The organism is Halorubellus litoreus (assembly GCF_055378595.1).
Map to the genome: position 1 here is coordinate 3060865 of NZ_AP043836.1, position 21207 is coordinate 3082071.

Genomic DNA, 21207 nt, shown 5'->3' on the forward strand with positions numbered 1-21207 from the left:
ATGCGGGGGGGAACACGCGTCACGCTCCTCGTCGCGGTGCTCGCACTCGCTGGGGTGGTCGTCGGTGGCGTCGCCGCGGGGAGCCCCGGGGTCGCCGGTCCGGGAATCGCTTCGGTCGGCGACGCCGGTTCGGGTCCGTCGAGCGCGACGGCCGCGCCGAACGCGACGGTCGCCGTCGAGCGAGTCAACACGAACCGGATTCGCGTGAACGTGACGTTCACGAATACGACGCGCAACCAGACCAAGACGAAGTTCCTGGTGAACGTGACGGATACGGGCGCTGCGAACGCGAAGAACGTCACGTTCCAATCGAAGCGGAACGGGGCGACGTACGTCACGGGAATGGCCGTGAAGCAACTGACTGGCCCGAAGACGACCGACGACCTGTCGGCGGCGTCGGTCGCCGTCGAGTTGAACGGGTCCGTTCTCGGGACGGACTCGGTAAACCTCCAGTACGCGGACCTCTCGGGGGCGAGCGCCGCGTTCGACGACGGGCCGCTACGGGTCTCCGGGCTCTCGCTGCGCGGGTTCGAGCCAGGGTCGCAGGTCGCGCTCTTGGTCGGTGACGGGAGCCTGAACGCGACGTACGCCGCGGGCGCGACGGAGGCGCTCGTCCTCGACCGGAGCGAGCTCTCGACGCTCTCGCGGGACGAACTGTTCGGGAACGCTCGCGTCGCGGTCGACGCGACCGCGGCGCCCGTGAACGTCACGCAGACGGCGACGTCGGTGAACGTGCACGCTGCGGCGACGGACGCGACGCGACTCGTCGTCGCCGGTGAATCGTTCGTCGTCGAGAACCCGCTCGTCGGCGTGCTCGACGCGAACGAGTACCTGCTGGACGTGGAGACGACCGAACCGACCGGGAAGTACGTCGGGAACGTCACCGCGAGCGGAGACCGGGTTCCGCTCCCGAGTGATGCAATCGGTGCGGACGTGACCGCGAACCTCACCGTCGCCGACGGCAGCGACCGCGTTGTGCTCGACGGCTGGAAGGGCACCTACGCGGATTCGAACGTCTCCGTCGCCCTGAACGGGAGTTACGTCCAGGTGTCGCCGGACGTCGGCGCGCAGAGCATCCTGTTCAAGACGCTCGACGGCGCCGTCCGGCGCGTGAACCTGACGAACGTCGGCGACCTCGCGAGCACCTACGCGGTCGCCGGGAACGAGACCGTCCCGGCGAACGCCGACCTCGTCGTCGTCGGCGCGAACGCGGTCTACAGCGGTTCGTCGGCGAACGCGAACTTCCAGACGCCAGCCTCGGCCGGGAACGGCACGCCGACCACGACACCGACGACGACGAACGGGTCGACGGCCGGGAACACTACCGCGAGCGGGCTCCTCTTCCTCCCGGCCGGGTACACTGGAGTGAACACCGGTATCCTCGTCGTCGTCACGCTACTGCTGGGCGCGCTCGTCTCGGCCGGCCTCGGCGTCTACCGGTCGGCGATCGACGCGAGCGTCGATGGGGTCAGACCAACGGATGCACACGGCGCGCTGATCGTCCTCGGTTTCGGTCTCATCACCGGCATCATCGCGGGTGTCCTCGTCATCTGGCTCGCCGCGAGCGACCTCGGGCCGCTCGGATTGCTTCCGGCCGCGGGCATCGGCGCCTTCTTCAGTATGGTCGGTTCCTGGCCGGCCGCGTACGGGATGGCGAGCGCTGGGCTCTGGGGGAAGACGTCACCGAAGCGTCGGTCGACGTCGCGGACGGAGACGCCGGTTCCGGTGACCGTCCAGATCGTGACGGACGACAACCGGCGCGTGCAGCGGTCGGTCAGCGTGACCGCGCGGTCGACCGCGCGCAGCGACGACCACTCGACGACGACGGACACGGGCCGAGCGAAACTCAAGCTCAAGCCCGGGACGTGGACGGTCGGCGCCTCGGTCGCGGGCCAGCAGTACGAGACGCGCGTCGACATCGGGAGCGGTCACAGCCGCGGGAAGGAGGCGCGCATCGTCTGCCAGCGCCCGCAGATCGCCGTCCGGCTCTCGGACGGCGCGGACGGCGAGGCGCTGCCGGACGCGACCGTGCACGTCGAGCCGGACGACGGCGACCCCGTCGAGGAGACGACGAACCGGAGTGGAAAGGCCGCGGTCGTCCTGCCGTTCACCGCCACGGCCGCGACGCTGTCGGTGTCGCACCCGAAGTACGTCGGGGCGACGCGGGACGTCTCGCTCGACGACCAGAAGCAAGCGTTCGACGTCGGGCTGGAACGGAAGACTGGGTCGCTGTCCGTGACCGCGGAGGTCGACGGTGTCGCGACCGGGAACCTCCCGGTCGCCATCGCGCCCGCCGACGGCGACGACTTCCGCGCTCGCGAGCGCCGGCAGACGCTGGAGACCGACCGGAACGGGACGGCGACCGTGGACGTCCTCGTCGGCGACTACGTCGTCGACCTGGACCTCCCCGCGGCGGCGTCCAGCGAGTTCCGGACCGATACGACGACCGCGAGGATCGACCGTGGCGGGAACGCGCGAGTCTCGGTGCGTGCGTCCTTCGAGTGGACGCTCCCACCGGCAGTCCGGACGCGGCTGTCGGACGTGCGCGAGGACGTCGCCGCGCTCTCGGACCGCGCCGGACGCGACGTCGCGTTCCCGCGGTACTACGGGTCGGTCGTCGAGACGTTGCTCGACGTCGTCGAATCGCTCCCCGAGCAAGGGCATCGCTTCGTGGACGTGGACACGCACCCGGAGGCCGTCGCGGACGCACTCCTGGACGTCGCCGAGGAGGCGGTCACTCGCGTGAACACGGCGATGACGACGAAACGGAACGTGGACGTGTTCGCCGCGTGCGCGGACCTCCCGGATGCGGCTGTCGAGTTCCGGGGTGACGCGGCGTCGTTCGACGCGTTCCTCGAGCACGCGTCGGACGCGAACGACGGGAACCTGACGCGACGCATCGAGGAGACGAAGAGCCGAATCGACCGGGAGCGAGATACGTTGACCGAGGTGGAGCCGGTGACTGAGGTCTGGGAGCTCTCCCGGGAGCTCTTCCAGGAGGCGCGGCGGGAATCGGACGACGTCGAGCGAGCGGCGAAGACGCTGCTCGTCGCGGCGTTACTCGACGCGGTAGAGGAGGCGTTCGAGCACGACCAGTTACGCGAACGGATGCAACAGACGGTGTTCTGACATGAATGGGATTCGGATATTGATCGGATTGCTCGTCGTGGGGTCGGTCGTCGCGGCACAACCGGGGGCTGCGATGCGGTCGTCGACGGCGACGACCGTGGACGACTCGGGGCCGCCGGAGACCGCAGACGAGTACCTATCGGCGTTCCAGTCGATGGAGGGGGTACCGGCGTTCGACCGATACACGCAGTTCGAGACCATCAGGTCGCTCGCGGTGTCGAAGCTACAGGTCGCGGAGTTCGACGACGCGACCGAACGCGAGATGGCGACGACACTCCGATTACTCCGGTCGTTCCGGGAGGCGTACCAGGCGGCGCAGAACGGGTCGACGACGACGAGTCTCGGAGCCGCGAACCGGACGCTCTCGTCGGTCACGTCCCTCAAAGAACAGGGGTTGACGTACGCGCCGCTCGCCGACATCGCGGTCAGTCGGTTCTACGAGAACCGCGGCGACGAGTTCCTGCAGGCCGCGGCGAACGCGTCGCGGACGCCCGAACAGATAGAGCAGTTGGAGCTGGCGTCGGTCGCGTTCCGGCGTGCGGGCGCGAGCAAGAAGTTCTCGCAGGTGAGCTTGCGGTACCAGAGCGTCCGCTCGGAGTACCAGCGGAACGTGGAGACGATGAACGCGTCGGCGTCGACGGCGTCGTCGTTCCTGTCCGCGTGTTCGTCCTGTAGCGACGTGCAGGGTGCGCTCGCGTCGAACGGCCTGCAGACGTTCGAGTACTACCTGGAGTCCAGTTCGAAGATCTCGGAGCTTCGCGAGGCGGAGTCGCTCGCCGAGAAGCACGGGCTCTCCGAGCGCGCGTCGTCGTTCGCGGCAGCGCGGTCGGACGTGTCGACCGTTCGGGGGACGCTCGCGGTTGCGAGCGCCGGCGTCCTCGTCGGGTACGGTCTGGTGCTTGCCCTGGTCGCGATGCTCGTCGGGCATCGCATCGTCACGTGGAGCGAGACCGTGCAGGCGTCACAGATCGGTGAGATAGTGATGCTGGAGGAGGTGAACGATGCGTAACGCCACCGCGCTCGTCGTCGCGGTGCTCTCGCTGGTCGTCGTCGCGGCGTTCGCGCCGGTGACCGTCGCCAGCGCGGACGTCGCGCCGACGTCGACCGACGACGTCGGTGCCGCGGCGGCGGAATCGACCGTGGGTGCCTCCGCGGATGCGGAACCGGCTGTGGATGCCTCCGCGGAAGCGGAATCGAACGACACTGCGGGCGCGGCGTTGTCGACGCCCGCGTCCACGACCCTCGAACTTCAGGAGGCGTTCGAGGGGTCGACGGATAGCGGTCGAGTCTCCCTCAGTTTCACCGCGTCGGAGAACACGACCGTGACGGCGGAGAGCCAGGACTCCGACGGCGAGGTGACGTTCACGTTCAGCGGGTGGTCCGGTGGTGGGCGTAGCGGGTCCAGTTCGACGTTCCAGATCGAGGACGGCGAGACGTACACGGTGTACTACGACGCCGTCGGCGAATCTCGCGGCGAGGACGGTTTCGACACGACGCGGTCGGTGGACGTGACCGTGTCGAACGTCGGGACGGGGACGTTGAGCGCGGACGTGAACTACGTCTCGCCGAGCTTCGGGCGGAGCGAAGCGCCCGACGGGACGGTCCTGTTCGAAGGGCAGTCCGAGAAATCGACGCGCGTGTCCGTCGAGTTCTGGAACGACGGACAAGGGGACATGAACGTACAGGACGTCAGCGCGTCCGCGGACTCGGGCGTCTCCGCGTCCGTCCGCCAGACGCCGTCGAGAGTCAACAGCCGGCAGAGCGGTTCGTTCGAGGTCGTGGTTACCGTCGACGAGTCCGTCAGGGAGGGCCCGAAGGACGTCGCGGTCGTCGTCGAGGACAACCTCGGCCACCGCGAGACCATCCGGTTCGACGTGAACGTGCGGAAGGCGACGCGCGTCACGGCCGACGAGAGCACGTACGACGTCGGCGGGGTGCTCCGCGGGACTAGCGTCGAAGTCCCGGTCGAACTCGTCGAGCAGACCGGGTACGACGACGCGAGCGTCGACATCGTGCGAGCGATCGGCGCCGGCCCGAACGCGTCCCTTCGGATCTCCGACCTGGACGGGTACGTGCCCGCTGGCGGCTCGGAGAGCGGGACGCTCCGGGTCTCGGTGAACGAACGTTCTCCCCAGCACGAGGAGCTCTCGTGGCTCATCAGACTGGAACCGACGAGCGACTCGGACGCCGAAGCGACGACGTTCCAGGTCGACGCGCGCACGTTCTACCCGGCGGCGTTCGGGCAGACGTCCGCCGCCTCGGTGTCGTACACGTTCGACGAGGAACGCGGCGCCTCGGAGTACACGAGACAGGTCGAGACGACCGTCGAGAACACGGGTGACCTGCCGCTCTCCGTCGACTCCATCAGCGTCGGGTCGCCGGACTTCGACGATTCGTACGTGAGCGCGGAACTGACGCGCGGCCCGGACCGAGTTCCGGGAACCAGCAGCCGGGACTTCATCCTCGACGTCACCGTCGACAGTCGAGCCCCCGAAGGCACGCACACGCTCGTCGTCGAGTACGCGTCCTCGAACGCGTCCGCTGGAACCGAGACGGTGGAGACGGAGATGGAGATCGACCACGAGACGCGCGTGAGCCTCAGCGAGTCCGCGGTGTCGTTCGGTCGACTCGAGATCACGCGTTCGGACACCCGAACCGTATCCGTGACCGAGGCGCTCGGGTACAACGACGTCCGGAACCTGACGCTCGAACGCGTCGACGGCCCGGACAAGGGCTGGGTGACCGTCGAGCGGGACGTCCCGAGCACGCTCACCGCCGGCGAGTCCAGTGACGTCGTGTTCGGCCTCCAGTTCGACACCGACGCGGAGGTGCTCACGGAGTACGAGTGGACGTTCAGGGTCGACGGGGAGAACGTCGACGCGCACACGGTGACGATAACGGCCGAACCCGGTCTCATCGACGCGCAAGAGACCAAGGACCGACTGTCGACGTACGCCGACGAGAGCGGGAACGTCGGCAGTGCCGCGACGACGATGACGGAGATGCTGACGCGCCTGGAGTCGAAGATCGAGAACGGCGACCTCGAATCCGGTACTGACATCTCGCGGGCGTTCACGGCCGCACAGACGTTCGCGACGTTCGTCAACGCGACCGAGCAGACGCGAGCGCACCTGGAAGCCGACGAACACGAGGCCGCGCAACGCGACCTGACGCGGGCGTCCTCGACGTACAATACGGTGTCGCTGTACGTCTCCCAGCTCTCCGACGACGAGCTCGCTGGGCTCGGTGAAGACGCGCTCGCCGACGGGAACACCGCGCTGAACGACCTCATCGAGACGCAGCGCGCGCACTACCAGCAACAGTTGTCCGGGGACAACACGTCGCTGCTCGACGCCGCTATCGTCAAGCGCGAGCTCGCGCGTATCGCGGTACTGCAGGGCGAGGAGAGTCGCGCGAACACCCTGCAGTCGGCCGCCGACCGGGCGTTCGAGCAGTACGCGGAGAACGTGAGCGCCGGCCAGGAGAACCTCCAGGCGGCGCGGTCGACCGACGACAACCTGACCGCGGACGTGTTCACCGTCGTGGGCGGGCAGCCGCTCCTGTTGAACCCGGCCGACCTCGGCGAGTTCCAGTCGAAGTCCGAGAGCGTGCTGTCGAGTTACGTGACCGCTCGCGAGCGGTTCGCGGCCGCGGGCGAGAGCGAGACCGCGTCGGAGGTCGCACAGGAGCGCGAGGCGACCGCGAACGCCTACCAGACCGCCGAGACCGCGTTGTACGTCGCGTCCGCGGGGTACGTGGTGGCGTTCATCGCGCTGGTCGCGCACCTGCTCAGGGGCGTCATCGCGTACATCTCGGACGCGAAGGAGACCGCGACCGGCGAGTTCCTCGTCTGACGCGCCAGCGTCGATTCGAGGGGGCTCGCCACCGGAACCGTCCTGTTCTCGTCCGATTCCGTTCTTCGAGTTCGCGAGGAAAGCCGTCGGAGTGTACGGTCAGCGCGTCCGCTCGTAGTCGGTCGCGACGTGCTCGGGGTACGAGACCGCGTCGTCGGCGCTCCCACCGACCCAGCGAGCGCGCCACGCGTCGCGATGGCTCGCATCCCACTCGCCGTCGCCCGGCGCGACCGGGCCTTCGAGTTCGATGCGCGCGGTCTGCTCGCCACCGTGGACGGTCACGTCGAGTGACAGCGACTCGCCAGCCGGTTTCACGTCGATCGGATGCACGGCGGTTTCACCTGGCGCGAGCTCGTCGATGCGTTCGGGGACGTACACCACGTCGTTGACGACGTCACCGGCCGCGGACAACTCGAGGTCGCGCTCGACGCGGTCGCCGACGTTCGTCAGCTCCAGCGCGACGTTACTGTACTCGTCCCTGACGCGCGTTCCCTCGCCGACGGCCGCCTCCAGTCGGTCCGCGAGTCCGTCAGTGCTCGCGCGCTCGACGGGAGCGAGCGACTGGAACTCCGCCGGCGCCTCGGGGTCGCCGAACTCCACCGTCACCCCGAGCGCGCTCTCCGCCGCCGTCACGTCCGTCTCCGACGGCGCGACGTCACCAGCCCAGACGACGACCTCGCCGGGCGCGAGCGCGTCACCGAGGCGGAGGTCCCACGTCCCGAGTCGGTCGACGCGAACGCCGACGACGTCGACGTAGTCCCCGGTCCGATTCTCGATCTCGCCGTCCACGTGCACGCGCGAGTCACCGCATTCGACGGTCGTCCGCGCGGCGATCTCGCCGTCGACGACCGACGCGGTCGCGGCGTCGAACTCGCCCGCGTCGTTGCCGTCGGCGACCACGCGCCCGCCCTCGACGCGGTGCTGGCCGTCGACCGCGACGGCGTGCTTGCGCTCCAGGCGTCGCTCGATACCGGCGGACGCTGACCCGACGGCGTGCTCTTCGCCGTCGAGGACGAGCGTGAGGTCGTGGACGTCGCGGTCCAGTTCGATGGCGACGTACTCCTGGAAGCGCTCGGTCGCCGCGACGGTGTCGGCGCTCAGGGAGCGGTCGACGGTCGCGGAGACGCCCGTCTGCGACGCACTGGCCGCGTCACCGACGCCGGCGTCGGCGTCAGCGAACGCGTCGTCGAGTGCGAGCTCCACGGAGTCGTTCGCCGCGGACCCGTCGAGTTGCGCGCGGACCGTGTTCCCGTCGAGGGACGCCGCGACGTGCCCGGGAACGGCGAGCGAGAGCGTCCACGTCGCCCCGGCGACGCACGTGACCTCGCGCTCGACGGGGTCGAGCGCGCCGAGCCCGAACACGACCAGTTCGTCGGTCGCGGTGGCGTCGGTCCCGTTCGAGACCGTGACGTCGACGAACAGGAACTCGTCGTCGACGGTCTGCTCGACGGTCACCGTCGTCCGACCGTCACCGAGCGTCGACGTGGCGGTCGCAACGCGCTCGCCGGTCTCGCTCGCGACCGTTCGTTCGACCGGCTCGCCGGGGACGAACGGCGCGCTCACGGACGCCGTCGCCGCCTCGCCCGGACCGACGATGCCGAGGTCCACGTCGTCCTCCACCACGCGGAGTCGCGGTGACGTCTCCCCGTCGTTCTCGACCACGACCGTCCCCTCGACGGTCGACCCGTCGACCTGGTCGAGGTCGAACGTACACGAGATATCGTCCGCGGACGGCGTCGGCCGTTCCACTCCGACGGTCTCCTCGACGACCTCGACGTCGTTGACCGCGACGGTCACCGTCGTCTCGTCGACGCGCTCGACCTCTTCGACGCGGAACGTCGCCACGCCCTCGCCGCCCGCCGGCACGTCCACGGCGACGCCGTCCTCGTCGAGCACCGCATCGTCGACGGTCGCGTCGACCCGCACCGTCGCCGCCCGCTCCAGGTCGCTCCGCACGCGCACCTCGACGTCCGACCCCGGCTCGACCGTCGACGTCTCGAGGACCGCCTCCACCGTGTCCGGGTCGATACGTCGCCGATACACCGACAACATCCCGTCCCGGTATACGCACGCGAGCGCCCCGCTTCGAGCCGGATACACCGTCCCCGGCGTCAGGTCGTCTACGGGCTCGTAACTCCCGTCGCTCGACACGCGGAGCACGCCGTCGTCGGTCTGCACGAACGCCTCGGTCGCCCCGCCGGACGCGACCGCTCGCGCACTGATCTCGGTCTCCCAGCTGACGCTCCCGTCCGCGACGTCGAGGCCGACGAGCTTCCCGGTCTTCAGCGCTGCGACGACGACGCCGTCGGTCCACCCGACGTCCACGACGGCGCTGTCGAGCGTCTCGTCGAGCACCTGCTCGCCGCTCGCGTCGAACCCCGTGACGAACGTCCACGTCCCGTAGAGCACGTGCTCGTCGCCAGCGGCGAGGTCGTCCTCGCCCTCGATGTCCGCGTACGGTCGCTCCGTCGACCACCGCCGCGACCCGCGCTCCCGGTCGACGCCGATGAGCGACGAGGGCGTGAGCACGCACACGACGTCCGAATCGGGGATGGCAGCGACCGCCTCGACGTCCTCGCCCGAGAGGTCCACGGACCACCCGCGCGACCCGCGTCCGTCCACCGACAGCGCCACGAGCGACCCCGCCGTGAGCACGTACACGAGCTCCGCGACCGCCACGTCGACGGGTTCGCCCTCGACCTGGAGGGTCGTCCGCTCGCGGCCCTGTACGTGCACGACGTCGCCGTCCGCGACCAACACGACCTCGTCCTCGCCCGCCGCGCTCGCGTCCACGCCAGACAGCTCGAACGACCCGACCTCCGCGTACTCGCTCACACTCCATCACCCACTGCCCCACCTGACGCGTCGCCCGAGCCTGAACCGCCGCCCGAACCGCCCGTCCCGTCATCGCCCGAACCGCCCGTCCCGTCACCGCCCGAATCGCTCGCCCCGTCATCGCCCGAACCGTCCGTCCCGTCATCGCCCGAACCGCCCGTCCCGTCATCGCCCGAACCGCCCGGCCCGTCGTCGCCGGCGTCGCTCGCGCCCGTACCGCCGTCGCCGGCACCGAGCAGCGACGCCAGCCCCGACGGCTCGTCGCCCAATTCGATACCGAGCCGCTCCGCCTGCGACTCCACGTACCGACGCATCTCCGGGTACCCCTCCAGGTCGTCCGTCTTGTTCCGAACGCTCGCGACGTACTGACTGACCGTCTTCGCCTCCGACGCCTCCAGTTTCTCCAGGAGGTACTCCGTGTCGGGCTCGATCGGGTCGCCCTCGATGACGCTCCGCACCAGCTCCCGCTGGAACTCGCTCCCGAGGATGCGGTCCGCGACCTCCGCCGGCGTGTACCCGACCGACGCCGCACCGAGCCGGTCGTAATCGATGTCACCGGCCGCGGACACCGAATCCAAGTGCTTCTCCCAGACCTGCGCCATCACCGTCTCGTCCGGCTGCGGGATGAACTGCTGGACGGGGAACCGGCGCGTCGCCGCCGGGTCGATAGTGAACGGCATGTTCGTCGCGCCGATGACGAGCAGGTTGTCCTCCACGTCGTTCATCTCCTGGAGGAACGCGTTCGTCAACGACCGCTCGTGCCGCTGGAGCGAATCGTCCCCACGATCCGGGATGAGCGTCTCCACCTCGTCGAAGAACAACACGCAGAACCCCTCCTGAGCGATACCGTGAGCCTTCTCGAACACCGCCCGAACGCGCTTCTCCGACTCCCCCGAGTACTTCGAGAGGACGTCGGACCCACGGACCTCCAGGAACTTCACCTCGCCGTAATCCTCCTCGATGCTCGTGTTGTACATCGCCTCGTGCGCGATCGCCTCCGACACGAGCGTCTTCCCGCACCCGGGCGGCCCGTACAGCATCATCGAACTCCCCCGCGACGCGAACGCCTCCCCGTACCGCCGCTCGACCTCGCTCCGCGTCTCCGGGTCGAACAACGCGAGCAGCATCCGCGCCGTCCGCTTCACCTCCGGCAACCCGGCGACGTCCTCCTCGAACGACACCGTCGGCTTCTTCGGCTCCAAGTTCACGTCCACCGACTCGTCCTCGCCACCACCGGACGGGCCACCACCGGCGGCACCGCCCGGTCCCGGACCAGCAGCCCCACCGCTCGTCCCAGACGGCGCCGACTCCAGTTCACGGAGCTCCGTCCCATCGACGAACTCGATGTCCGTCCCCGACCCGATCTTCACCGTATTGTAATCGCTCGGCTCGATCTCCCGGGGCTTGAACGTCGTGAACTCCGACCCGCGCTTTAACATCACCTCGTCGACGCGATGCAGGAGGTACGAATCCCGAAGGAACGGCTCGAGCGCCTCCGGGTCGTTATCGCCCGGATGGATCTTCACCGACTGGCACTCGACGACCTCGCGAGCCGACGCGTTCGTATCCACCTTCAGGTCGCGATCGGAGCGGATCCCACCGAAGATCTGGCGGACGTGCTGATGCATCCGGACGCTGTTCCCGATCGTATCGGTCGACAACGGCCCGTCGTCGACCGTCTCCAGATCGAAGTACGCACGCCTGTTGTTGTGCTCGACCGCGACCACGTCCGGCTCGGTCCCGAACTTCGATTCACCTATCTCCACGATCGCCGTCGGCTGTTTCTGTTTGAGTATCGGCGTCAGATTGAGCATCGTTCCCTCCGTCCCCGCGTTCGATCGGACCGTCCGTCGCCGCCCGCATCTCTCTGGTTACGCATCGTTCCCTCCGGTCAGCGTGTCGCTCGCCCACGACGCGAACGTTATCGGTGCGTCCGCACCGTTGTCTGCGCGCCGACCGACGAACCTCGCGCCAGCGACAGACCAAGCAAGCACGTCACGAACCGACGCGAGCATCCGCCGGACCGACCGACAGACGCGACGGGCGTCGAGGTCCTCCAACGTTCGGACGCGACGGACCACTGTCCCAGCGCGCACCAAGAGCTCTTCGACGAACTCACGCAGCACCCGAAACGCCGGGGCCCAGTTCCCTCGCGTCGCCCCGTCAACCCCGAGCGGGATCACCTCGCGTCCGTCACGGACCTCCACGCGGTCAGACGATCCAACGTCCGCACCCTCTCGATCGGACTCCGTACCGTACCGCGACTGGAGAAGCGCGCCGACCGAACCGTCACCCGAAGCCTCCGTCGCTTCCATCGCCGGGAACGGAGCGGCTTCGTGCAGTGTCGACCCGAGTTCAGCGAGTGCGCCCGTCGCTTCGCTCGCGAGTTCGAAGACGTCCACGTCGACGTACGAATCGACGGTCGAGAGGGTTTCGAGCGCGCTCTCGACCGTCTTCAACGGCTCGAACAACGACTTCGCCAGTAACGTCCTCGACATGCGATGGTTACTGATTGAAGTTCGTATTCGACGTGTCCTCGTGCTCCTCCTGCTCGGTCTGTTCCTCGGCCTCCTCCAGCCCCCCCATGTTGGGAAGATCGTTCTCGACCATCTCCGCGAAGTCCTCCTCCGAGGTGTTCTCGACCGTCTCAGCAACGTTCCCCACCCCGGCGAGTTCGGTGACGATGTTCCCGACGTTCTCCGTCATCTCGATCGCTTCGTCCGGGAAGACGTGCTCGCGGACCGCAGCACTTCGAATCTGTTTCTTCTTCTCCTCGAGCGTCTCCATCGTCGAATTGAGCATACTCATCTGCCGCGCCAGCTTTCCTTTCCCCTGGTTCGTCTTCTCGACAACGTCCTCGACGTGCGCCTCGTGCATCTTCTTGTGATGGATGTACTCCTCCATGAGGTTGTCATATCGAGTCCGTTCGGATTCGTCCAACTCGGCTCGTGACTGTGGAACGCCAGGAGAATCACCCAAGCTCTTCAACTTCTGTCCGGTCTCGTGCATCCGCTCCTTGATGTCGTTCTGTCCGCTCTTGAACTCCTCCTCTTTCTCCTCTAATTTCTTCTTTGCGCGCTCGATGTTCTCCTTCGTCTCCTTTATCTTCTCCATGCATGCGTCCATCGTCGCGGCCCAGTTCAGAGCCGCTCGTCCCGACAGATTCTGATCTCCAGGGTCCTGCAGGAGCACGACCTTGTTCCCTTCGAGCCGAAGGATGTCCTGGTCGGCGAAGTACTCGATGAGTGCATCAGCCTGCCGTTCACTTGCAACCACCGGCTGCCCGTCTTCTTCGGCTGCGGCGAGCGTCTCCACCGCGGTCCGCTTGTCGATGCGGCCGTTCGCGCCGTCGAGATTCATATCTCCCAGCAAATCCTCGCCGATGATGGCGCGAACCGCTTCCTCCCACTTTCCTTCGACCTCGTCGCCTTCGGTCCACTCCGCCTCCATCCGGACCATCTCCCCGTTCCCTTTGGGGTTCGCGATAACGTATTTGATACCGTCGACCGTCGTCTTCTCGAACTCGTAATTTTGTGGCATAGGTAGCTAGTTCACTGCACTCGCTCGGTTCCGCGCCTGTACGCCGTCGAATCGCTGCCGCCGTTCGCTCGGGGTGAGACAGTCATTGATCGGGTTTCGACGTGGACGTGTCCGGTTCCTGTTCGACAAACGCTTCGATTCCATCCTGTTCTCCAAGCTCGGCCAGCACCGCACTGAGGTTCTCCACGATTCGTACTGGATCATCTCGAGTTGTGTTCTCCACGTTTTCGCTGACGTCTCCGACGCCCGCGGGCTCCGGCACCACGTCGTCAATCGTTTCGCCGACGGTGGATAGGTCGTCGGTTGAGAGTTCCATCACGAGTTCCTCGAAACAGTCCGTGAACTCGGTTCCGTGCACCGGGAACTCGCCATGTTGAATCGCTTGGGCGCGAATCTCTTTGGCCTTCGTCTCGAATCCCCCGCGAACGGACGACAGTTTCGCCGTGACGGTCTCGTTCCCTACACTATCCCCAGTGGGTCCGTCGACATCCTCGATGAACTTGTCGAGTCTGTCTACGCAAACGTCCAGTGCTACCGCCCACGCCACCGTCTCGCGTCGGGAGAGCGCCCCGTCACGCGGATCGCGGAGTACCACAACGTCGCCAACGTCGACCGTCCAGACATCTGCGAAATCGAGGTACGCGACCAGTGCATCCGCGTGAGCCTCGCGCGTTACGTGGTCCAAGCGGTTCGACGACGAGTCCGTCGACGCCTCGACCAGCACCGCAACCGCCGTCGAACGGTCGACGCGAGCCTCCCCCGACCCGACAGTCATCGCCCCGAACAGCTCCGCGTCGAGGACCGCGCGAACCGCGCGCTCCCAGTCCCCCTCCAACTCACCCTCCATCCACTCCACCTCCATCCGGACCATCTCCCCTTCCCCGCACGGGGTCGCGATGACATACTCGGTTCCATCGACCGTCGTCCTCTCGAACGTGTAGTTGCGTTGCATTGGTAGCTAATTTACTGCAGTCAGTCGATTCCGCACCTGTCCCCCACCCCACCGTCGCCGCCGGTCAGTCGTCATCAGTCCCTCCGTCGTCCGCATCCTCCTCGGTGCATTCCTCGGCCAGCTCCGGCATGTCGGTCTGTTCTAATTCCAAGTTCGGAAGGTCTTCCTCGACCATCTTCGCTAACTCCTCATCCGACGTGGTCTCGACCGCTTCTTTGACGGTTCCCACGCCCGCAGCTTTGGTGGACTTGCCGGCGCTCCCGGATGTCATCCTGGTCTCTTCGAGCAGTTCGACGACCCCGATTACGTCCTCGGACGCCAGCGTCGAAACGACGCGGTCCAGGCGGTTTGGGACCGAGATCGCGTCGTCCGGGAACGCTCGTCCCTCAATCGCGTGAGTTCGAACTTGGCTTGCACGGGTACACAGTTCCTCCCGGGTCGACATCAACACGTTCCGGTCAGCGCCCAGCCCGCGCGGATCGGTCTCGGTCCGGACGAGGTCACCCAGGAGCGTGCGGAGCGCCGCGTACCGTTCGCCTGCTGCCTCGTCGAGTGCCGACGGGTCCTCCGGGAACTTCGACCCCCGCCCGAGTGCACGCATCTCGGTGGTGACCGCGTGCAGGCGGGCCTCGAACCGGTCGCGTTCGGCGTCGAGCGTCTTCACGCGGTCCGCACGCGTCTCGAGTTCGTCGACGAACTCGTCGATCCGAGCGATACAGACGTCGAGAGCCAACGCCCACGAAAGTGCTTCGCGACCCGACAAGGTCGCGTCTCGCGGGTCCTTGAGCACGACTACGTCCTCGCCGTCCAAGGTCCAGACGTCCGCGTCGGCGAGGTACGCTACGAGCGCGTCCGCTTGCGCCTCGTCGCCGATGTCCTCGAGCAACTCGACGAGTGCCTCTACCGCGGTCGACTGCTCGACCCGAGCCACGCCGTCACCGACCGCGAACGACTCGAATAGCTCGGCGTCCAGCACCGCGTAGACCGCACGCTCCCACTCCCCCTCGACGTCCCCATCGGTAAGCCACGCCGATTCCAGCTCGACGCGTTCCGCGTCGTCGCTCGCCGGCGCCGCGACGACGGCGCTCCCGCCGTCTCCCGCCCTCGTCTCGAACGTGTACTCTCGTGTCATGGCACTCTCGTGAGATTACGCGTCCACGCCCCCGAACTCTTCCTCGGCGACAACGCCCGCGAACTCGTCCGCGATGGACTCCCTGACGTGCTCGTTCACCCTCGCTGTGTTACTCACTTGCACGACCTCGACGTGCTCCTCGGCCGCCTCCTCGAACTCGGGCGGCGACGCCGGCAGCACGTCCGCTTCCGCCTTCACGTCCCCGAGGATGCGTCGCGCCTCCTGGTCGACGAACGCGTCGAACTCCTCGCGCATCACGACCATGTCGTCCTCCGTCTCCAACCCCAATCGCGTCATGACCGCGTCCCTGGTCTCCTCGACGATGTCGTCCTGCACGCGATGCGCGTACGACAACACGTCGAACTGCTCCTCGATCTCCGACCGGATCACGCCCGGGAACTCCGCGGTCGGCAGCAGGTACTTCGACTCCTCGAAGCGCTCCTCGACGCTACCCTCGATCCGATGGGCGGCGTGCTGGCCGAACTCGCCGAGGGCACTCTCGACGAGGTACTCGCCGTCCAGGTCGATGACGTACCCCTCTTGTTCCAGGTACCGGATGATGTCCTTCGTCGCCGCGATACTGATGATGTCCTCGAGGTCGCTGTGACTGATCTTCCCGTTCGCGGCCTTCCGCTCGAGCTGCGAGTCGAACCCGACGTTCTCCGCGTGCTCCTTCAACCGCGGTCCGATCGTGTAGTAGTCGCGCTCGCCGGCCGTGATACGCTGAACGAGGTCGCGTTCGGTGAGTTCGGAGACGAAGAACTCGACGTCGTCCATCGCCAGGTCGAACCGCGACCTGAGCGTCTCCGACGTGATGACGACGTTGTGACTGAACGTACTCGTCAACTCGTTCGTGATGGCGTCGGAACTCCCGACGCTGAACGTGTCGACGTAGTAGACGCCGTCGCGGATGCGTTCAAGGTCGCTGAACTCGTCGTTTGCCACTTCGCGTAACGCATCGCGCATGTCCGACCCCGACAGGTCGCTCGCGTTCAGTGTCCCCGTGTCAGCGCTCTCGTACGCGCTCTGCAGCTCCCCCTTCTTGTCGGTGACGTAGAGAAACCCGTAGTTCGACATCGCCACGTCGCGGCAGATGTCTTTGAGGGCGTCCGTGTCAACCGGCAGTAGTGACATAGACGCTACTATAACAATCAGGTTCTAAATTGTTCCGGCCAACGAGCACCTGAACGGACAGTCCAGGGGTCGTCGACGACCTCGACGGAGCGTCGCAATCGGTCAGCGACGTGCTTCGCGCATCTTCTGTTGGAGGTCGCGCTTCACGGCGTTGATACCGGACGTGTCGCGTCCTTTGATACGTTCGGTCTGCCCGCTCGACAGCGATATCTGGAGTTCGGCGTAGTTCGCGAAGTCCTCGGATTGCACGTTCGCGATCTGGTCGTAGAACACCTCCTGTTGCTTCCCGCCCTGGGTCGTGTCGCGTGGCGGCATCTTGTAGTGGTACTGTCGGTTGATGACGACGCTGGTGTCGCCGAACAGGAGGTGGGAGGCCTTGTACTTCTTGGACGGCTCGATGAATATCGGCGAACTGCCGTGCCCGCCGATGAACGTGTGCGCCGAGGACAGCGACATGCCGCCGGTCTCGCGTTCGACCTTCGACCGCGTCTGATCGCGGAAGTCCTGGATGAGGGACATGTACTTGGCGTTGACTTCGCCGCGGCCCCAGAACCACACGAGCACACCGACGACGAGCCCGAAGAACGCGAACTGCCCTATGTACTCCAGCATCGCGCCGACGATGGCGCCGAGGATGGTCAACCCGACGATTATCTTCTTGGGTTGCCAGCCGATCTTCCAGCGCCAGCCGTTGACCGACGGGTTGTTCAGCGACGTCGACGTCGACGGCGACCCGCTGCTCGCGCCCCCGCCGCTCCGACCGCTGCTACTGGATTCGCTCGCGCTCGCCGCGCTCCCACCGGAGTCGGTGTCGGACGAGCCGGTGGACTCACTCGCGGCCGCAGCACTCGACGACGAGGCGGACGCTACCTCTCGCTCGTCGCCACACGACGGGCAGACCGACGCACTCGCGTCGATTATCTCCCCGCACGCGGCACAGAACTCCTCGTCGTCGTCGGGCATCCGACGACCGCCGCTACCCGGCGATTCGCTCCCCGACCGGTCCCGTCCACCGCGGTCGGTTCCGCCGCCGCGGCCGCTGGACCCGCTCGAATCAGCGTTCTGCGCGGCCTGACTCCCGCCGCGGCCACCGCGCCCACCGGAGTTACTGCTTCGTCCCGACCGATCGCCGCGGTCGTTCGAACCACCACTTCGTCCCGACCGATCGCCGCGGTCGTTCGACCGGTCGCGGTCGCGCTGGGAGCCGCCACCGCGACCGCGCCGTCCGTCGTCCCGACCGCGCTTGCCGTCGTCACCACGACCACGCGCACTCCCCTCTCGACCGCTCGCGCCACCGGACCGCCCGCCGCTGTCCCCGCGACCGGCGTCGCCGTTGCGGCCGCTGTCGCGGTTACGGCGTCGTTCGTCGAACCCCTCGCGGCCGCTCTTCCCGCCCGCGAAGTTGCTCGTGCTCCGCGAGGAGCCCCCGCTCGAACTGCCGGAAGGACTCCCGCCGTCCCCGCCGTCGTCGCGGCGGGAGACGGTCGCGGTTCGACGCGAGGACCCACCGCTGGACCCGCGGTCGGACCCACTGCCGCCGTCGCTCCCGCGGTCGCGCTCGTGGGTCCCGCAGTGCGGACAGTACGTCGTCCCGGCCTCGATGAGCTTCCCGCAGCTACCGCACTCCTCCTTGCCTGACGCCGGCCGACCCCCATCGGGCACGACTCTCGGTTCCCCGCTCCCCCTTTCCGCTCCTTCGTCTGGACACATTTCCGATTGTTTCGATTTCCTAACGGAACGGTTCTATAATTTATGGCTAGGGCGGGTAACACCTTGTCCGAACTCAAATACCGCCGAGACTTGACATGAGCCACATGAACGCGAAGCCCATCACCGCGAGCACGAGCAGTATCGGTCCGAAGAACCCGACGACGAGGAACCCGTAGTTCGGCGTTCCCGAGAGCTGTTCCCTGTTCGCCTTCAGTCGCTCGACGTTGTTGACGTTGATACCCCAGAGGAAGTCGATCGCATCACCGACGACCGGAACGTACCCGACGAGGGCTTCGACAACCAGCGCGCCCGTCATCTTCGCCAGGACCCTACTCGGGGCGCCGAGGAGGATACCCTTCAGCACGATGTACGAGGAGATGAGCAGCGTGATGGTGTCGCCGACTCCCGGAATCAGCCCGATGAGGGGGTCGACGCCGACCTTGATGCCCACGATAGGTATCCGCCATCGTTCGTCGAGCGTCGTCGCGAGCGCGTCGAGCCGGCCGACCGAATCACCGGTCATCATCCTCCCGCTCGACCCGAGGTTCAGGCCAGCGCCGCCGCCCGTCTCGGCACCACTCCAGTTCGCGGACTCCCCCGTCGACCCCGTCGGTTCGACGGTCGCATCGAGTGCCGACTCCGCACTGCCGGACGCACCCGTACCGCCGGTGGCCGCCGCCGCACCACCTGCCGTCGCTCCCGCGCCGCCGGCCGTTCCGGCGGCCGCCGACGATGACGCCGACGACTCCGACCGGGCAGGGCCGCGCTCGTCGCCGCACACCGGACAGTTCGGTGCGTCGACGGCGATCACCGCCCCGCACGCGATGCAGTACTCCTCGTCAGGGCCCGGCGTCGGCCGACCGTCACTGCGGGATTCACCACCCGCTGGGTTCACCGACCGTGGGGGTTCGTCGCGTCCGCGCTCAGATTGCGTTCCGCGCGCCGACCGACCTTGGTCCTCCCGCTGCCGCGAGGGCCCGGCGTCGTCGACGGATCCACCACCCCCTCGCGAACGCGCTCCGCTCCCAGAGCCGTCATCCCGACCCACGTCACGACCGCGTCGCGAATCGTCTCCTCGCCGCGAACCACCTGCGTCGGTCCGCCGCGTGGTCGTCGCCGTCCGCCGCGAGGAGACGTCAGCACCCCGCCGGTCACCCCGGTCGCGCTCGTGGGTCCCGCAGTGCGGGCAGTACGTCTTCCCGCCGTCGATGCGGTTCCCACACTCGCTACACACCTCCGTCCTCGAGCCGCGCCGACCGCCATCCGCGATCAATCGGTCCCCCTCGTCCCCCCTCGACCCTCGATGCGATTCGAGAGACATACGACGTTCGTCGCACCTGCTAACCGAAGGAAACTATAGCTTGTGGCCCGCGAAACGCCAGAGAAAGACCGCTCAGAGAAAGACCGCTCACGCTCCCGTGGCCCCGATTCGTCCGGGAACGCCACGAAGCGCCGTGATTCCGTTCCGCTCACCGAGTCCCGCCGCGGTCGACCGCGGCAGGAGCGGACCGAGGAGTCAGGCCTGCCGGTGGTCGTTCGCTTGCGCGATCCAGTCCTCGACGCGCGACACCGGAAGGTCGGTGTCGCTCGCGACCTCGACCGCGTCCGCGTCGGCGAGTGCCGCAACCGAATCGTAGCCCGCGTCCGAGAGCCGTTCGGCGTACGCCGGCCCGATACCGTCGATGTCCGTGAGTTCGGGGGCGTCGGTGCCCTCGACCTCGATCTCGACGCCGTCGCCGTCGGGTGCCTCTGCGGACGCGTCCGTCGCGTCCTCCGCGATGGCGGCATCCGCGCCCTCGGCCTCGTCGACGTCGTGCTCGGCCGCGTCCGCCTCGTCGGGCATCCGCGTCTCGAACCAGTCGCAGACGTCAGGCCAGAGCTTCGCGTGACTCTTCGAGGACACGCTCATCCCGATGTGACCCGTCGGGAACTCCATGATCGTCTTGTCGTCGCTCGGAATCGCGTCGTTGAACGGCTTCGACGCCTCCGGCGGGATGAGGTGGTCGTACTCCGCGACGATCTGGAGCACGGGCATCTCGATGTTCTCGATGTCGACGTGCTCGCCGCCCAGGTACAGCTCGTTGTTCATGAGCTTGTTCTCCTGGTAGATGTCCTCGATGAACTCGACGAACGTCTGGCCGGCGACGTCGATGCCGTCACCGAGCCACTCCTCCATGCGCGCGAAGTTCTCCACGAAGTCCTCGTCCTCGACGTTCTCGTAGAGGTTCACGTACTTCGTGACGTAGTTCTGGACGGGGTCCATGAGCGCGAACCCGACGTCGAGGAACTCCGCGGGGACGTTGTGGAACGTGTCCGTGACCGCGCGCGGCTCGAAGTACTCGTCGTCGCCCCAGAGTTCGAGGACGCCGCTGTCGCCAGCGAAACACAGGCCGGCCGCCATCAGCGCGAGCGTCCGAACCTTCTCCGGGTGGAGTGCGGCGTACATCGTACTCATCGTCCCGCCCATGCAGTACCCGAGGATATTGATCGAGTCCTGCCCGGAGCGCTCGCGGACGACGTCCACGCAGTTATCCATGTAGCGGTTCACGTAGTCGTCGAGCTTCAGGGACCGGTCGAGCGACGACGGCTCGTCCCAGTCGATCATGTACACGTCGAACCCGTTGTCCAGGAGCGTTCGGATGACCGACCGCTCGGGCTGGAGGTCGAGGATGTACGGGCGGTTGATGAGCGCGTACGCCACGAGGATCGGGACCGAGTGCTGCTCGTCGGTCCGGGACTCGTAGTGCAGGAGCTTGAGCTTGTTCTCCTCGTAGACGACCTCGCTCGGCGTCTCGCCGACCTCCACGTCCTGGAACGTCTCCGCGCGCTCCGGCGCGACCGTCGTCTTCTCGATGAGTTCGCTCGCGTTCTCCCAGGCCTGCCGCTGGGCTTCCATGGTGGCAGCGAAGGGGTTCTTCACG

Annotated in this window: 13 protein-coding genes; 3 read left to right on the top strand and 10 right to left on the bottom strand. The window is 67.2% G+C overall.

All coding sequences use genetic code 11. The features are described 5' to 3' along the window. Genes ACZ48X_RS19480 through ACZ48X_RS19490 form a run of 3 tightly spaced genes read left to right on the top strand, consistent with a single transcriptional unit; the run spans position 1 to position 6983 of the window. Positions 1-3129, top strand: a complete 3129-nt coding sequence (locus ACZ48X_RS19480) for a hypothetical protein (protein ID WP_336352124.1) — start codon at positions 1-3, stop codon at positions 3127-3129. A 1-nt stretch (position 3130) separates the two neighbouring features. Further along, positions 3131-4138, top strand: coding sequence for a hypothetical protein (locus ACZ48X_RS19485; RefSeq protein WP_336352125.1), 1008 nt, complete (start codon positions 3131-3133; stop codon positions 4136-4138). Next, positions 4131-6983 (top strand): hypothetical protein, encoded by a 2853-nt coding sequence (locus tag ACZ48X_RS19490; RefSeq protein ID WP_336352126.1) that lies wholly within the window; start codon positions 4131-4133, stop codon positions 6981-6983. Before ACZ48X_RS19485 ends, ACZ48X_RS19490 begins: the two co-directional genes overlap by 8 nt. A gap of 99 nt (positions 6984-7082) precedes the next feature. On the opposite strand, the gene ACZ48X_RS19495 is transcribed toward ACZ48X_RS19490, so the two are convergent. From ACZ48X_RS19495 to phaC, 10 genes are all read right to left on the bottom strand, one after another. Beyond that, a complete protein-coding gene (locus ACZ48X_RS19495) occupies positions 7083-9818 on the bottom strand; it encodes a PQQ-binding-like beta-propeller repeat protein (protein ID WP_336352127.1) in 2736 nt (911 codons plus the stop codon). Beyond that, positions 9815-11632, bottom strand: coding sequence for an ATP-binding protein (locus tag ACZ48X_RS19500; RefSeq protein ID WP_336352128.1), 1818 nt, complete (start codon positions 11630-11632; stop codon positions 9815-9817). Before ACZ48X_RS19500 ends, ACZ48X_RS19495 begins: the two co-directional genes overlap by 4 nt. 57 nt (positions 11633-11689) lie before the next feature. Beyond that, the gene (locus ACZ48X_RS19505; protein ID WP_464379824.1) at positions 11690-12316 is read right to left on the bottom strand and encodes a hypothetical protein; all 627 of its coding nucleotides are present in this window, start codon (positions 12314-12316) and stop codon (positions 11690-11692) included. A gap of 7 nt (positions 12317-12323) precedes the next feature. Then, the gene (locus tag ACZ48X_RS19510) at positions 12324-13358 is read right to left on the bottom strand and encodes a hypothetical protein (protein ID WP_336352130.1); all 1035 of its coding nucleotides are present in this window, start codon (positions 13356-13358) and stop codon (positions 12324-12326) included. Positions 13359-13440: 82 nt separating this feature from the next. Further along, a complete protein-coding gene (locus ACZ48X_RS19515) occupies positions 13441-14310 on the bottom strand; it encodes a hypothetical protein (RefSeq protein WP_336352131.1) in 870 nt (289 codons plus the stop codon). 64 nt (positions 14311-14374) lie between these two features. Continuing rightward, on the bottom strand, positions 14375-15442 hold the full coding sequence (locus ACZ48X_RS19520; protein WP_336352132.1) for a hypothetical protein: 1068 nt from the start codon (positions 15440-15442) through the stop codon (positions 14375-14377). A gap of 15 nt (positions 15443-15457) precedes the next feature. After that, the gene (locus tag ACZ48X_RS19525) at positions 15458-16576 is read right to left on the bottom strand and encodes a hypothetical protein (RefSeq protein ID WP_336352133.1); all 1119 of its coding nucleotides are present in this window, start codon (positions 16574-16576) and stop codon (positions 15458-15460) included. A gap of 102 nt (positions 16577-16678) precedes the next feature. Then, positions 16679-18238 carry a hypothetical protein gene (locus tag ACZ48X_RS19530; RefSeq protein ID WP_336352134.1) on the bottom strand — a complete coding sequence of 520 codons (1560 nt, stop codon included), beginning with the start codon at positions 18236-18238 and terminating at the stop codon, positions 16679-16681. Positions 18239-18359: 121 nt separating this feature from the next. Then, complete coding sequence (locus ACZ48X_RS19535) at positions 18360-19181, bottom strand: DUF4112 domain-containing protein (protein ID WP_336352135.1); 822 nt, start codon at positions 19179-19181, stop codon at positions 18360-18362. A 621-nt stretch (positions 19182-19802) separates the two neighbouring features. Continuing rightward, on the bottom strand, positions 19803-21206 hold the full coding sequence (phaC, locus tag ACZ48X_RS19540; RefSeq protein WP_379762875.1) for a class III poly(R)-hydroxyalkanoic acid synthase subunit PhaC: 1404 nt from the start codon (positions 21204-21206) through the stop codon (positions 19803-19805). Position 21207: the final 1 nt, after the last annotated feature.